Here is a 13,812-nt window from a genome sequence, read left to right as displayed (position 1 = left end):
GCTCTAAGTTTTGTCTGAACATGATCCCGGGTCGAGCCCGAGGGCATGCTTTCGGAAAAACCGCTGCACAGCTTTCCGGATCATGCGCCAGGCTAAGGTTCTGGCGTCGGCCGCGATGGCAGGGATTTCAAGTAAGTGGCGATCGCCTGCCGGTCGCTGTCCGGCAGCATCGCCGTGTCGGTCACGACCTCGCTCATCGACGATCCCACGCGCATATGAAGCGGCGTGATACCCGTCTTCAGCATCTCCGCGATGTCCTGCTTCGACCAGTTGCCGATATGCTGCGGCGTGATGTTCGGAACGAAGCCCGTGCCCGTCGGATCCAATCCGCCCGCCATCCGCGTACTCTCCTCAATGGCGCCGAACACGTTGCGCGCCGAGTGACATTCGGCGCAATGGCCGATGCTTTCCACCAGATAGCGGCCGCGGTTCCATTCCGGATCGCGTCGCACATCCGGCTTGATCTGCGTGCGATCGAAGAAGATCAGCTTCCAGAAACCGATCATGCGGCGAATCCGGAACAGAGGACTGATTTCGTGGGGCGGCGCCCGGCCCTGCACCGCCGGCAGCGTGCGCAAATAGGCCATCAGATCGATGACGTCGCCGACCGTCATATGCGCGAAGCTCGGATAGGGAAACAGCGGATAGTAATGCCGGCCATCCGGTGACACGCCGCTGAGCAGCGCGTTGGCAAGGTCCTTGGCCTGCCAGGCTCCGATGCCGTCGACCGGATCCATGGAGATGTTGGGAGGTCGAAACGTCCCAAAAGGTGAAGCCAGCGCGATACCGCCCCCCAGCCGCAGCCGATCGGGTTGTCCCGGCGAGGCATGGCAGGACGCACAATCGCCGGCCGCGAAGATCAGACGGCCTCTCGCCGGATCGCCCGTTTTCTCGAATGCCGCGGCGGGAATGCTCGATGCCGCGGGTCGCGGCGCGGTGATCAACCACGCGGCGAGCACGCCCGCGGCGCCGATCGCGACCGCCGGAATCAGCCAGAGACGAATGCGCATCGATCGCCCATGTCGGAGCCGGATGATCGGCAAACGCATGGGTTCCCGCTCCGGTTCCGGAGCGGCTCGACGCTCGCGCCGTTGGCAATAACCCGCCGCGGCCTTTGTGAGTAGGAACGTTCCCGCTCGGCCAACATTGACCGGGCGCGAGCAACCGCCCAACGGTCGACGGGCTTGAAAGGATGCAAACAGGATTTGCCTACACCAAATTTGCCGACCGCCTCGCCAGCATCGCCGAATTATCGGCCAGTGATCTCGATCTGCTGGCAAAAATGCCGTTCTCGATCCGGCATTTTGCGTCTCACGAAAACATCTGGCGAAAGGGAGACCAGGCGAGTTGCTGCTGCCTGCTCCTGCAGGGCTATCTCTGCTGGAAGGATGCCGACAATGTCGGCGGGCAGATCACCTCGATCTACGTGGCGGGAGATGTGCCGGACATTCAGATGCTGAAGTGGCCGAGGGCCGAGGCCAATCTGAGCACGCTCGGGCCTGCCGTCGTCGCGTTCGTTCCCCATGCTTTCTTTCATGAGGTCGCATCCGTTTCGCCAAACCTGTCGCGTGCGCTCTCGCTCCTGAGCCTCGCCGATGCCGCATCGCTGCGAAACTGGATCATCAATCTCGGCAGCCGCGACTCCCTGACCCGTGTGGCCTATCTGATTTGCGAGATTGCGTTGCGGCTGCGCGCGGTCGGGCAAGCGCGAGACTACCGGTTCCCCTCGCCCTTCACCCAATCCGATCTGGCCGCCGCCTGCGGCATTTCGGCCGTTCACGCGAACCGGATCATCCAGGAACTGCGCCGCAAGCGCCTCCTGCATTGGCAATCGAAAATGATCACGATCGTGGATTGGCGGGCGCTCGTCCACCTGGCCGGATTCAATCCGGACTATCTGCACTTGCGCGAACCGAAGCCTTCCGAGCTTGAGCTGCTCAAGCCGGCCGCTCCGGAGGAGGCAGCGGCGTCCGCCCAACATTGATTCCGCGAGACAACCCTCGCCCTCGCTCCTGGAGGCGGGAGATCATGGCGCACCTGACTTCATCAATGACGGGGCGCCAATCGCCTGCCGTAGCCTGGCGGAACAGGCGGGCGCTCGGATACCAGAAGGTCGAGCTTCCGGAACTTGGCCAACGCCAGTCGCAATCGCAATGCAGGAGGATCCAGGTTTCGCAGCCGAGCGCCGCAGACAAATGGGCAACCATTGTGTCGGGACAGATCACAAGATCAAGCGCGAGAAGCCGCCGAGCCAGGGTCTCGAGATCAGGGGTGCTGATATCAAGTGCCCCGATCTCGATGGCCGCCTTTGCCGCCGCGCCCCGTTGCAGCGAGAAGAGACGAATGCCCGGAACATCCAGCCGCCGGACTTCGGCAGAGGGAAGCGCGCGCCGCTTATCCCAATCCCCGACGTTCCACACCAGGCCGACGGCGAGATCATCGGCACGCTTGTGAATCCGCCGGACCGGCCGCGAAGGCCTCAGATAAGGCCGGCGCAGCCGCACCTGCTCCGGCTTCGCCCTGATTGCGTGGGGAATTTCCATGATCTCGATATCGACGTCGAAATCGACGTCCGGAGCTCCATCGTGGAGCGGCAAGGTGCGATCGACTCCATCGACGCGCGAAACGAGCGCGACCAACTCGGGCTGACACCAGACGATGACCTCGCGCGCTATCTCGCGCAGCGGCCGGGCAAAGCGTATGAATTGAATGGTGTCGCCGAGCCCGTGATAACAGCGGACGAGCACCCGCTTGCCGCACAAATTCTCGCCCCGCCAGATGCGCTGTTCGTGGCGGGGGCCTTCGTGCTTGCCACGACCGGAGCGACGCAGCGCGGCGAGGTCGCGGTCGGTCATCTCCCAGGCGCGCTCGAAATCGCCTCTGCGCATGGCGGCGACCCAGCCGTCGAATGCACAAGACTCCTCGCCATCCCCGGCGCGCGCTGCCGCCATCGTTCAGTTTCAATGTGCCGATGTACGATGGACGAATTTATGGAAGCGGCTTAGTCCGCCATCCTTGGTATGGTCCTGATACAGGAACGCCAACTTGGACTCGTCGAACTTCCGGAAGAACTCGTCCCAGCCGATCGGGTCGAGGGATTTCTCCTTCGGATCGAAATCGATCCGAAGAACCCCGGCATGGCCGTCCTCTTCGGTCGCCCGAACTGTCGCCGGTTTGCCGCCCCGTTCTTCCGCCCATTTCTGGATGGTCCTGTGGTCGGTCGTGGTCCTCGACTCGTAATCCGCGGTTGTTTTGGTCGCGCTCATCGTAACTTCCCACCTTGACTCGTCCCGCCAGCTTCATCAACAAACATTGCTCGACTGGCTGGCACCGTTTGGCGAAAAACGCACCAGACGGAAATTCGTTCGTCGATTGATCTTCTTCCGAAGCGATCGACGCGCAGCCATCATGCCATCATCATCTTCTTCATCTTCCAAGTTGCCATTCGTTCCCCGGCTCTCCGCCGGAAATCTATACTAGGTTAAGCTTTTTCGATTTTGTCCTGCCGATTCCGCGACCGCTCGCCCTGTCCCTGTTGGACTCAGGAACGAACGCAAGCCTGGCACGTTCGCGAACGTACTTACGTTTGGCGCGTGTGCCGGAGGATACTGATCGATGCATTCTCGTCTTCAAGACAGCCGTCGCGTTCGCGTCGGCATCGTCGGCGTCGGCAACTGCGCCAGTTCGTTCGTTCAGGGACTAACCTACTATCGCAATGCCAAATCCAACGAGCCCGTTCCCGGACTGATGAACGCGGATGTCGGTGGCTATCACGTCAGCGACATCGAGATAACCTCCGCCTTTGACGTCAACGCAAGGAAAGTGGGCCGCGACGTCGCCGAAGCCATTTTGGCGGAGCCGAACAATACGCGTCGCTTCGCGCCGGTCGCGGAGACCGGCGTGATCGTTCAGCGCGGGCCCGTGCTCGACGGCATCGGCCACTATCTCGAGGAGGACGTGCCCATTGCCTCGACGGTCGAGGCCGACGTCACCGACGTGCTGAGAAAATCGCGCACTGACGTGCTCGTCTCCTATCTTCCGGTGGGTTCGCAAAAGGCGACGGAATGGTACGCCGGGCGCGCCCTGGAGTCCGGCTGCGCCTTCGTCAACTGCATTCCCGTCTTTATCGCATCCGATCCGGCATGGCGGGTGCGATTCGAAGAGGCCGGTCTTCCGCTGATAGGCGACGATATCAAAAGCCAGGTCGGGGCCACCATTCTGCACCGGATTCTCGCCAACCTGTTCCGCGAACGCGGCGTGCGGCTCGACCGCACCTATCAACTCAATTTCGGCGGCAACACCGATTTCAAGAACATGCTCGAACGCGAGCGGCTCACGTCGAAGAAGATCTCGAAGACGCAAGCGGTGACGAGCCAGTTCGATATTCCGATCGGGGCCGAAAACATTCACGTCGGGCCGAGCGATCACGTTCCCTGGCTCACCGATCGCAAGCTCGCCTATATCCGGCTCGAAGGCACCACCTTCGGCGGCGCGCCGCTGACCGCCGAGGTCAGACTGGAAGTCTGGGATTCCCCGAACTCGGCCGGGGTGGTGATCGATGCCGTCCGCTGTGCCAAGCTCGCGATGGATCGCGGCATCGCCGGTGCGCTGACGGGCCCGTCCAGCTACTTCATGAAATCGCCGCCGCAGCAATTCACCGATGAAGAGGCGCGGCGCCGCACGCGCGCCTTCATCGACAACAAGGCGTAGTGCCGTCATGGTGCAAACGATTCATCTCGTCCGCCATGGCCATCATGCGCTGCTGCACCGGGTCCTGTGCGGGCGCATGCCCGGCATCGGCCTTGACGAAAAAGGCTGCCGAGAGATCGCGCGCTGCGCCGAGTTGCTGGCGCCCCCGCCGACGGCGATCCAATGCAGTCCGCAACGGCGCGCACGTCAATCGGCGGACATCCTCGCCTCGCGCTTCGGTCTCGCCGTCGAGATCGCCCCAGCCATGGACGAGATTGATCTCGGCGACTGGACCGGACGCACGTTCGACGAGCTGAACGATGATCCCGGCTGGGCGCGCTGGAACAGCCGGCGCGGGGACAGTCAGCCTCCAAACGGCGAGACCATGCGGTCCCTGCAACAACGAGTCGTCGAACATCTGGAACAGCTCCGCAATGGCAACGCTCACGGCACGCTCGTGATCGTCAGCCATGCCGAGCCGATCAGGGCCGCGCTGCTGCATTATTCGGGACTATCGCTCGACGATTTCCCGGCCATCGAGGTCGCGCCTGCAAGCATCAGCACGCTCTCGGCAGACGGCGGCGGCATTCACATCACCGGAATTAACCAGAGGGTGCCTGCGTGAAGATCGTTATTTTCGGTCTTACGATCTCCTCATCGTGGGGCAATGGTCATGCCACGCTCTGGCGTGGATTGTGCAAGACTCTCGTGCGCATGGGCCACGATGTCGTCTTCTATGAGCACGATGTGCCCTACTACGCCGGCACGAGAGATGTTTTTGAACTTGCCGGCGGACGCCTCGAACTTTATCCCGCCTGGGACGCCATCCGCTCCCACGCGAGCGCCGATGTGAACGAAGCGGACGCTGCGATCGTCACCTCCTATTGCCCTGACGGACTTGCCGCCACCGAACTCGTCACGGAGCAGGCCCGGGCCCTTCGCATCTTCTACGATCTCGATACGCCGGTCACGCTCGCAAAGCTGCGCGCCGGCGAAGCCGTGCCTTATATCGGCCCGCGCGGCCTGCAGGACTTCGATCTCGTGCTCAGCTTCACCGGCGGACCGCGCGTGTTCGAGGAATTTCAGCGGCGGCTGGGCGCACGGCGGATCGCAGCGCTCTACGGACATGTCGATCCCGAAGTGCATCGGCCCGTTGCTCCCCAACCGCACTACAGGGCCGATTTATCCTATCTCGGAACCTATTCGGAAGACCGGCAACGCGCGCTTGAGGCGCTGTTCGTCGATCCGGCGCGCCGACGCCAGGATCTACGTTTTCTGATCGGCGGGGCGCAATATCCGCAGGATTTTCCCTGGTCGAAGAATATCTACTTCGTGCGGCACCTGCCGCCATCGGAGCATGCCGCCTTCTTCGCGTCCTCGCGCATGACGTTGAACGTCACCCGTCACGCCATGGCGGAGATGGGCTGGTGTCCCTCGGGCCGCCTGTTCGAGGCCGCGGCATGCGGCGTGCCGCTCCTGAGCGATGCGTGGGACGGAATCGGCGACTTCTTCGAACCTTTTGAGGAGATCATCCTGGTTCGCGATGAACATGACACGCTCGCCGCGTTCGAGAACGATGACGTCACCCTGCAGCGCGTCGCCCGGCGGGCCCGCGAACGAACGCTCGATCAGCACAGCTCGGCGCGGCGAGCAGCCGACCTGGTTCAGTTCCTTGAACGTCCGGAACGCGGCTGCGCCCGCCAGCTCGTAGAGGAGGCTTGAGATGTGGGGCGTGGTACCCGCGGCCGGCCGCGGCAGCCGTATCCAGCCGCTGGCATTTTCGAAAGAGCTGCTTCCGGTGGGCAGCCGAAGCGACGGAGGAGCCGATCGCCCCTGCGCGGTGTCGGAATATCTGGTCGAACGGCTCATCCTCGGTGGCGCCGACAAGATCTGCTTCGTGATCGCCCCCGGCAAATCCGACATCCTGGAATATTTCGGCGATCACTACGGCAGCGCGCAGCTCGCTTACGTGGTGCAACCCCAGGCATCGGGCCTGTGCGATGCCGTATTCAGGGCCGGCACGGTGGTCGGCGACCACGAGGACGTCGTCGTCGGCCTGCCGGACACGGTCTGGTTTCCCAAGACCGCGCTTGGTGCGTTACCCGATGCCGACCTGTCCTTCCTGTTGTTTCCCGTCGAGCATCCTGAATTCTTCGATGCCGTCGTGCTCGACGGCGATCGCGTCAAGGAGATTCAGGTCAAGAAACTCGACGCTGCATCGAATTGGATTTGGGGCGCCTTCAAGATGTCGGCTTCGGGCTTCCGCGACCTGCATCTGCTCTGGCGCGACCGGGACTGCCAGGACGAATATTTCGGCACGCTGGTGAACAGCTATCTTGCATCCGGCGGCAGCGGCATCGGGGTGAAGGCAGGCGAATCCTATGTCGATGTCGGAACCATTCACGGCTATCGCACGGCGATGGCCCTCTTGGCATCCAACGAGGACGTCGATCAGCAGCGCTCAAAGCTCCGCGCCGCTTCGGTCACCGATACGATGGCCGCGTCGACACGCGCTTTCGGCGGAGGCGTGTCGTGAGCAGCGCCGCGCTCTCGAAAGAAGAAATCCGACAACGCATCGATGCGCTCGGACCCTGGTTTCACAATCTCGACCTCAATGGCGTCGCCACGGCGCCCTCGCATTTCCTTGGCGACTATCCGATGGTGAAGTGGCGGCGGTTTTCCACCGTCATCCCGGAAAATCTGGAGGGAAAGTCGGTCCTCGACATCGGCTGCAACGCCGGATTCTACGCCATGGAGATGAAGCGCCGCGGCGCCGCTCGCGTGCTGGGCCTTGATACGGATGAGGAGTATCTGGCGCAGGCGCGGTTCGCGGCCGAGGTGAAGGGGCTCAAGATCGAATTTCGCAAGCTGTCGGCTTACGACGTCGGTTCGCTGGGCGAGCGCTTCGATCTCGTGATCTTCATGGGCCTGCTCTATCACCTTCGTCATCCCCTGCTCGCGCTTGATCTTATCCAGGAGCACGTCGCGCGCGACCTGCTCCTGTTCCAGTCGATGCTGCGCGGCGCTAGCCGCGTGGATGTCATCGAAAACAATTACGACTTCTGGACCGCCGAGCAGTTCGACGGCCCCGGCTATCCGAAACTGCATTTCATCGAACACAAATACGCCGACGATCCCACCAATTGGTGGGCGCCGAACCGGGCCTGCGTGGAAGCCATGCTGCGCAGCGCCGGCTTCGCGATCTTGGCACATCCGGAGGACGAGGTGTATCTCTGCAGAAAAGTCGATCGGCCGCAAGCCGACGGTCCCGTGTACCCGTCGCGAGGTCCCACGCGATGATCGAAGCGGCCAAGATCTGGAACGAGCCGAACAACAAATCCCATTGGGACATCCTGATCGATCCCGATTGGCAGAAGTTTGCCGTCACCGCCATCGCGGCGGCAAAGGCCATACGCGCCGTGCACCCGACCCTGCCGCGTGTGCTCGGCGGCATCTCTCCGATCGATCCGCGCTTCATCGAGAATATGAAATCGCGTGGCGTGCTCGATCATGTCGAGGCGGTCGCCGTGCACGGATTTCCGCTGGATTGGAATTTGTGGAAGATCGACGAGTGGCCGGACAAGCTGGCCGAGATTCAGGCAGTGGTGTCCGTCCCGGTGTGGGTGACGGAGGTCGGCGTCTCGTCCTTTGGCGCCGATGAGGTGCAGGCGTGGGGCGTGCGGCGCACCGCCGAGCTGCTCGTTGGGCGCGCGCAGCGAATTCACTGGTACAGCCTGTACGATCTACCCGCCACCTGGGAGGCGACGACGCGGCACAAGGAAGCCGAAGGCTCCGCCTACTACCGGCATTTTCACATGGGCCTCTTGCGCGAAGATGGCACGCCGAAGCCGGCGCTCGACGCTTTCGCGCAACATGCGCCCATGATGGGCTTGTGTCAGTGGTTTCATTTTGAAGACCACCGGCTCGACGACGCCGTACGCTGGATGCGGCGGCTTGGCGTGCGCCACCTGAGGACCGGACTGTCTTGGGCTGACAGCTTCAGGCCCAACGCTTTGGACTGGTTCGACCGGCAGATGGATGCGCTGTCGGAGTTCGACGTGACCCTGACCTTCTGCTTCACACCCGAACATCGGGGTATTGCGCCGCATCACACCAGCCCCCCACTCGAGCCGGAGGAGTTCGCGGAGTTTTGCGCGCGCATGATCGAGCGCTATTGTGATCGTGCTGGCCGCGCACCATCCCGATCGACCGATTTGCAAGGGGCTCCGCTATGCGCGCCATGATCCTCGTCATGGACTCGGTCGGGATCGGCGCCGCGCCGGACGCAGCGCGTTACGGCGATGAAGGCGCCGATACGATCGGTCATATCGCCGACGTCTGCGCGCTTGGAAAAGCCGACAACAGGCAGAGGGCCGGGCCGCTACGCGTGCCCAACCTCATCGCGCTTGGCCTCGGCGAAGCCTGCCGTCTCGCTACAGGACGTCATCCCCCTGGCTTGGAACAACGCGGCGCGTTAATGGGCCATTTCGGCTGCGCCAGCGAGCAATCGAAAGGCAAGGATACGCCGTCGGGCCATTGGGAAATCGCCGGCGTACCCGTGGCATTCGATTGGGGCTATTTTCCGCGGACGACGCCCTGCTTCCCACAAGCGCTGATCGACAGCTTATGCGCGCAAGCCGATCTGCCCGGCGTACTCGGCAACTGCCACGCATCCGGAACCGATATCATCGCCGCACTTGGTTCGGCGCATATGAAGACCGGTCAGCCGATCTGCTACACCTCCGCCGACAGCGTGTTTCAGATCGCGGCCCATGAGGAGACCTTCGGGCTCGAGCGCCTGTGTGAGGTCTGCGCGATTGCACGCCGCCTCGTCGACCCGCTCAACATTGGCCGCGTGATTGCCCGGCCCTTCCGCGGTGCATCGCCGCAGACTTTCAAGCGAACTTCCAACCGGCGCGATTTTTCGGTGCCGCCGCCCGAAGACACTATCCTCGACGTTGCGACGGCGAACGGCCGCGACATCATTTCGATCGGCAAGATCGACGACATTTTCGCTCATCGCGGAACCGGCCGTAACAACAGAGGCGACGGCAACAACGCCCTATTCGATTGTAGCGTCCAGGGCTGGGACGAGCTCCGCGACGGCGGACTGCTGTTTGCCAACTTCATCGACTTCGACAGCGTTTATGGCCATCGTCGCGATGTCGCGGGATACGCTGCCGCCCTGGAAGCCTTCGATCGACGCCTGCCCGAGCTCCTGTCGCGATTGAAATCCGACGACTTGCTCGTCATCACGGCCGATCACGGCTGCGATCCGACCTGGCAAGGAACAGACCATACGCGCGAGCAGGTCCCGATCCTGCTCTGCAGCGGCCATCCGCGCGAGCCGATCGGCAAACGTAGCGGCTTCGCAGATATCGGCGCGAGCGTTGCCCGGCATCTGGACCTGCCGGCACTTCGGCATGGATGGTCGTTCTGATCGGCGTGGCTGCGTCTTTACGAGTTTCACCTGCGTTATTGATGTATGTTAGAGAAATTTTCGTTTGTACGTTGCTGAGGAACCATCATTCGTTGCTTCGCTTCTAACCAGCGGAGTGATGAGCACGTGATGCAAGTTCAATCCGCTCTACGGTTGAAGCGCGCTTTCCACTCCAAGCACGGACGGTCGCAATCCGCTCAGTCTGGAAGGAGAGCCGACGAATGAGACGAGTTCTGATCACCGGAGGCGCGGGCTTCATCGGATCGCATGTCGCCGATGTGTTGCTCCGCGCCGGCTACGAAGTCCGGCTGCTCGACAACCTCTCGCCCCAGGTTCACGGCCCTCTTCGCCAACGCCCGGCCTATCTCAACAAGGATGCCGAGCTGATCGTTGGTGACCTGACCGACGCATTTTCCGTCGATCGTGCGTTGCGCGGCGTGGACATAGTCGTCCATCTGGCTTCCAGCGTCGGCGTCGGACAGAGCATGTACGACATCGAGAGCTACGTCAGGGCCAATGAGCTCGGGACCGCGATCCTGCTGCAGACATTGACCAAGCGTCCGGTCGAACGTCTGCTCGTTGCTTCGTCGATGAGTATTTATGGCGAAGGGCTGGGCCGCACGGGGGACGGCCTCATCGTCTCCCCGGAAGAGCGTTCGATCGATCAGCTCAAACAGGGCGAATGGGACCTGAAGGATGCGCAGGGCCACCGCCTGGTCCCTCTGCCAACCCCTGAGACCAAGCAGCCCTCGCTCAGCTCGATCTATGCCCTGAACAAATACGCGCAGGAGCGGATGTGCCTGATCGCCGGAAACGCCTACGGCATTGCCACGATCGCGCTGCGTTTTTTCAACGTCTTCGGTCCCAACCAGGCACTCTCCAACCCCTACACCGGCGTGCTCGCGATCTTTGCCGCACGCCTGCTCAATGACCGCCCGCCGCTCGTGTTCGAAGATGGGCTGCAGCGTCGCGATTTCGTCCATGTGCGCGATGTCGCCCGCGCCTGCCGGCTTGCGCTGGAAACGGACCACGTCAACGACGTCTTCAACGTCGGGTCCGGCCGGAGCCGCAGCATTCTGTCGGTCGCCCAGGACCTCGCGCGGGTGATGGGCCGTCCGGCGCTGGCACCGCACGTCACCGGAAAATACCGCGCCGGCGATATCCGCCATTGCTTCGCCGACATCGAAAAGAGCCGCGCCATATTGGGCTTCGAGCCGCGCGTCGCCTTCGAGGAAGGGCTGGACGAACTCGCGGGCTATCTGGCCGATCAAGTCGCCGACGATCAGGCGGAACGGGCGACCGAGGAACTCCTGCGGCGGGGACTGGTGGCATGATCAACAGCAAGGGTCGCGACAAGCCCATTCTCATCACCGGCGGATGCGGCTTCATCGGCTGCAATCTGGCGGATCGGCTTGCCGCGCGCGGCGATCAGGTGATGATCCTGGACAATCTCGCGCGGTCCGGCGTTCGCGAGAACGCCCAATGGCTGCGATCCCGTCATCCCGATCGCGTAAATATCGCGGTCGCGGACGTGCGCGATCCGATTCCCGTGATCGACGCAGTGCGCGAAGCGGGCGCCGTGCTGCATCTCGCGGCTCAAGTCGCGGTCACCAGCAGCCTGGAGCGTCCGCTCGAAGATTTCGAGACCAACGCCCGCGGCACCATCAACGTGCTTGAGGCGGTGCGGCTCCACAATCCATCTGCGCCCGTCATCTTTGCCTCCACCAACAAGGTCTATGGCCGGCTCGTTGATGACACCCAGATCGTAAGGAGCGGCCCTCGCTATGTCCCCGCGGATCCCGCTCTGGCACGCGGCGTGGCCGAAAACGCGCCTCTCGATTTTTACAGCCCTTACGGCTGCTCCAAAGGGACCGCGGATCAGTACGTACACGATTACGCCAGGGTCTTCGGCCTGCGCACGGTCGTGATGCGAATGAGCTGCATCTATGGGCCGCGCCAATTCGGCACCGAGGATCAGGGATGGATCGCGCATTTCGTGCTGTCTGCCCTGCGCGGCGATCCGCTCACGATCTATGGCGACGGCTTGCAGGTGCGCGATGCGCTCTTTGTCGCGGATGCCGCCGAGGCCTGGATCGCGGTGCTAGACCAGATCGAGCGCACGCGCGGACAGATTTTCAATCTGGGTGGCGGTGTCGCGCGCTCCGTCAGCCTGCTGGAGCTGATCGAGCTGCTCAGACAGCTCACGAATCAGGACATCAGATTCGGCTTCGCCGATTGGCGGCCGGGCGACCAGCCCTGGTACGTCAGCGATGTCAGCGCGCTCTCCGCCGCGGTCGGATGGCAGCCGACCACGTCCCTCGTCGACGGCCTGTCCTCGCTGCAAGCTTGGCTCGGGAGCCGCTTCGGGGGCACCTTGGGACACCGTGGAGCGCTCGCATGACGCGCGTCGCCCTGATCAACCCGAACTGGCATTTCGAGGGCAGCATCTATTTCGGCTGCCGCTCCCCGCACCTGCCGCTCGAGTTCGGAATTGCGCAGCATTATCTCCGCGAGGCCGGGCATGCCACTCTGTTGCTGGACGCGCATATGTTCAGCCTCTCGCTCGGTCAGATCGAGGCTGAACTGCGCGCCTTCCGCCCCGACATGATCGTCGTCACGACGGCGCCTACTTACCTGTTCTGGCGCTGCGCCCCGCCGGAGCTGCGCGTGCCCCAAGAGCTGACATTCGCGCTTCGCGATCTCGCGCCGACGCTTGTCGCGGTCGGCCCGCACGGCTCGACGACGCCACGCGCCGCGCTGAAGAAGCTTGCGGCCGACATCATCGTGATGGGTGAATGCGAGCACACTCTGTTGCGGCTGGCAAACGGCGAGCGCGATTTCGCGGGGCTCTGCCATCAGGATGGTGCTCGCATCCGCGTCAATGGTGGACCGCAGGCCGTGGCGTTCTCCGATCAACCGCCGCTCGACTGGCCGGCTGAAATGGTGCAACGACACCATCATCATCACCATCGCTTCGAAGCAGAGCCGGTCGGTCCCGGCGCCGAAGTGGAGGCCTCGCGCGGCTGTCCCTATAACTGCACGTTCTGCGCCAAGGAGAACTTCCGCAACGCCTATCGCAAGCGTCCGCCCGAAATCATCCTCGCGGAAGTCGAGAACCTGCATCGCCGCGGCGCTAAATACATCTACTTCGTCGATGAAATCTTTCTGCCAAATGCCGAGCTCTTGAAGGGCCTGGTCGGGCGCGGCCTCAAATTCGGTGTACAGACCCGCATCGATCTCTGGAAGCCGGAGATGCTCGAACTTCTCGGCAGAGCCGGCTGCGTCTCGATCGAAGCGGGTGTCGAGAGTCTTTCCGCAGAGGGGCGCGCGGCACTTGCCAAGAACTGCAAGATGACCACGGACCAACTCGCGGATCGGCTGATCCACGCGCGAAAGCACGTGCCGTTTGTCCAGGCCAATCTCATCGAGATGCCGCAGGACGACGATCCGGTCGTGCAGCGCTGGCGCAGAAAAATGCAGGACAATGGCGTCTGGGCCAACGATCCCGTGCCGCTTTATCCCTATCCCGGCTCGCCGGACTACCGGAAGCTTTGGGGCGAGCCTGACGATTTCGCATGGGAGCGCGCCCATGCGCACTATCTCGCGATGTTCAACCAGTTCAGCGACGTTCAGGAGGAACGCCCCATGCCGCTGAGCGCACTGGAAGCGCAGGTGGTCTGATG

At 62.8% G+C, this 13,812-nt stretch carries 15 protein-coding genes; 11 read left to right on the top strand and 4 right to left on the bottom strand.

Annotated features, from left to right (window positions below; all coding sequences use genetic code 11):
* Window positions 1–92 precede the first annotated feature (92 nt).
* The gene (locus P6U23_RS08230) at window positions 93–1,010 is read right to left on the bottom strand and encodes a c-type cytochrome (RefSeq protein WP_407179047.1); all 918 of its coding nucleotides are present in this window, start codon (window positions 1,008–1,010) and stop codon (window positions 93–95) included.
* Between the two features lie 182 nt (window positions 1,011–1,192).
* On the opposite strand from P6U23_RS08230, the gene P6U23_RS08225 reads away from it, so the two are divergent.
* A complete protein-coding gene (locus P6U23_RS08225) occupies window positions 1,193–1,984 on the top strand; it encodes a Crp/Fnr family transcriptional regulator (RefSeq protein ID WP_407179046.1) in 792 nt (263 codons plus the stop codon).
* On the opposite strand, the gene P6U23_RS08220 is transcribed toward P6U23_RS08225, so the two are convergent.
* From P6U23_RS08220 to P6U23_RS08210, 3 genes are read right to left on the bottom strand one after another with little or no spacing between them, the layout of a single operon-like run.
* Window positions 1,938–2,951: a hypothetical protein gene (locus P6U23_RS08220; protein ID WP_407179045.1), complete on the bottom strand. Its 1,014-nt coding sequence runs from the start codon at window positions 2,949–2,951 to the stop codon at window positions 1,938–1,940. The two genes, P6U23_RS08225 and P6U23_RS08220, sit on opposite strands and share 47 nt — an antisense overlap.
* 9 nt (window positions 2,952–2,960) lie before the next feature.
* On the bottom strand, window positions 2,961–3,266 hold the full coding sequence (locus tag P6U23_RS08215) for a hypothetical protein (protein WP_407179044.1): 306 nt from the start codon (window positions 3,264–3,266) through the stop codon (window positions 2,961–2,963).
* Window positions 3,267–3,302: 36 nt separating this feature from the next.
* Window positions 3,303–3,437, bottom strand: a complete 135-nt coding sequence (locus tag P6U23_RS08210) for a hypothetical protein (RefSeq protein ID WP_407179043.1) — start codon at window positions 3,435–3,437, stop codon at window positions 3,303–3,305.
* Between the two features lie 178 nt (window positions 3,438–3,615).
* Here P6U23_RS08210 and P6U23_RS08205 point away from each other — a divergent pair, with 178 nt between their 5' ends.
* From P6U23_RS08205 to P6U23_RS08160, 10 genes are all read left to right on the top strand, one after another.
* Window positions 3,616–4,710, top strand: coding sequence for an inositol-3-phosphate synthase (locus P6U23_RS08205; protein ID WP_407179042.1), 1,095 nt, complete (start codon window positions 3,616–3,618; stop codon window positions 4,708–4,710).
* A gap of 7 nt (window positions 4,711–4,717) precedes the next feature.
* Window positions 4,718–5,314 (top strand): histidine phosphatase family protein, encoded by a 597-nt coding sequence (locus tag P6U23_RS08200; protein ID WP_407179041.1) that lies wholly within the window; start codon window positions 4,718–4,720, stop codon window positions 5,312–5,314.
* Window positions 5,311–6,411, top strand: a complete 1,101-nt coding sequence (locus P6U23_RS08195; RefSeq protein ID WP_407179040.1) for a glycosyltransferase — start codon at window positions 5,311–5,313, stop codon at window positions 6,409–6,411. The genes P6U23_RS08200 and P6U23_RS08195 overlap by 4 nt, the downstream gene beginning before the upstream one ends.
* A 1-nt stretch (window position 6,412) precedes the next feature.
* Entirely contained in the window at window positions 6,413–7,225 is an 813-nt protein-coding gene (locus tag P6U23_RS08190) for a nucleotidyltransferase family protein (protein ID WP_407179039.1), read from the top strand.
* Window positions 7,222–7,989, top strand: a complete 768-nt coding sequence (locus P6U23_RS08185; protein ID WP_407179038.1) for a TIGR04290 family methyltransferase — start codon at window positions 7,222–7,224, stop codon at window positions 7,987–7,989. Before P6U23_RS08190 ends, P6U23_RS08185 begins: the two co-directional genes overlap by 4 nt.
* On the top strand, window positions 7,986–8,933 hold the full coding sequence (locus P6U23_RS08180; RefSeq protein ID WP_407179037.1) for a beta-xylosidase: 948 nt from the start codon (window positions 7,986–7,988) through the stop codon (window positions 8,931–8,933). Before P6U23_RS08185 ends, P6U23_RS08180 begins: the two co-directional genes overlap by 4 nt.
* Window positions 8,921–10,129 (top strand): phosphopentomutase, encoded by a 1,209-nt coding sequence (locus P6U23_RS08175; RefSeq protein ID WP_407179036.1) that lies wholly within the window; start codon window positions 8,921–8,923, stop codon window positions 10,127–10,129. The genes P6U23_RS08180 and P6U23_RS08175 overlap by 13 nt, the downstream gene beginning before the upstream one ends.
* Before the next feature lie 221 nt (window positions 10,130–10,350).
* Window positions 10,351–11,463 carry an NAD-dependent epimerase/dehydratase family protein gene (locus P6U23_RS08170; protein ID WP_407179035.1) on the top strand — a complete coding sequence of 371 codons (1,113 nt, stop codon included), beginning with the start codon at window positions 10,351–10,353 and terminating at the stop codon, window positions 11,461–11,463.
* Window positions 11,460–12,530 carry an NAD-dependent epimerase/dehydratase family protein gene (locus P6U23_RS08165; RefSeq protein ID WP_407179034.1) on the top strand — a complete coding sequence of 357 codons (1,071 nt, stop codon included), beginning with the start codon at window positions 11,460–11,462 and terminating at the stop codon, window positions 12,528–12,530. The genes P6U23_RS08170 and P6U23_RS08165 overlap by 4 nt, the downstream gene beginning before the upstream one ends.
* Window positions 12,527–13,810: a TIGR04295 family B12-binding domain-containing radical SAM protein gene (locus P6U23_RS08160; protein WP_407179033.1), complete on the top strand. Its 1,284-nt coding sequence runs from the start codon at window positions 12,527–12,529 to the stop codon at window positions 13,808–13,810. The genes P6U23_RS08165 and P6U23_RS08160 overlap by 4 nt, the downstream gene beginning before the upstream one ends.
* Window positions 13,811–13,812 lie beyond the last annotated feature (2 nt).

The sequence above is a fragment of the Bradyrhizobium sp. STM 3562 genome (genome assembly GCF_045571435.1).
Taxonomy (GTDB): Bacteria; Pseudomonadota; Alphaproteobacteria; order Rhizobiales; family Xanthobacteraceae; genus Bradyrhizobium.
This window is presented reverse-complemented; position numbering and strand designations above follow the sequence as displayed.

Coding starts and splice junctions, on each gene's coding strand:
- P6U23_RS08165 (WP_407179034.1), top strand. CDS start 11,460: ATGATCAACAGCAAGGGTCGCGACAAGCCCATTCTCATCACCGGCGGA.
- P6U23_RS08230 (WP_407179047.1), bottom strand. CDS start 1,010: ATGCGCATTCGTCTCTGGCTGATTCCGGCGGTCGCGATCGGCGCCGCG.
- P6U23_RS08180 (WP_407179037.1), top strand. CDS start 7,986: ATGATCGAAGCGGCCAAGATCTGGAACGAGCCGAACAACAAATCCCAT.
- P6U23_RS08170 (WP_407179035.1), top strand. CDS start 10,351: ATGAGACGAGTTCTGATCACCGGAGGCGCGGGCTTCATCGGATCGCAT.
- P6U23_RS08175 (WP_407179036.1), top strand. CDS start 8,921: ATGCGCGCCATGATCCTCGTCATGGACTCGGTCGGGATCGGCGCCGCG.
- P6U23_RS08220 (WP_407179045.1), bottom strand. CDS start 2,951: ATGGCGGCAGCGCGCGCCGGGGATGGCGAGGAGTCTTGTGCATTCGAC.
- P6U23_RS08190 (WP_407179039.1), top strand. CDS start 6,413: ATGTGGGGCGTGGTACCCGCGGCCGGCCGCGGCAGCCGTATCCAGCCG.
- P6U23_RS08225 (WP_407179046.1), top strand. CDS start 1,193: ATGCAAACAGGATTTGCCTACACCAAATTTGCCGACCGCCTCGCCAGC.
- P6U23_RS08200 (WP_407179041.1), top strand. CDS start 4,718: ATGGTGCAAACGATTCATCTCGTCCGCCATGGCCATCATGCGCTGCTG.
- P6U23_RS08205 (WP_407179042.1), top strand. CDS start 3,616: ATGCATTCTCGTCTTCAAGACAGCCGTCGCGTTCGCGTCGGCATCGTC.
- P6U23_RS08160 (WP_407179033.1), top strand. CDS start 12,527: ATGACGCGCGTCGCCCTGATCAACCCGAACTGGCATTTCGAGGGCAGC.
- P6U23_RS08215 (WP_407179044.1), bottom strand. CDS start 3,266: ATGAGCGCGACCAAAACAACCGCGGATTACGAGTCGAGGACCACGACC.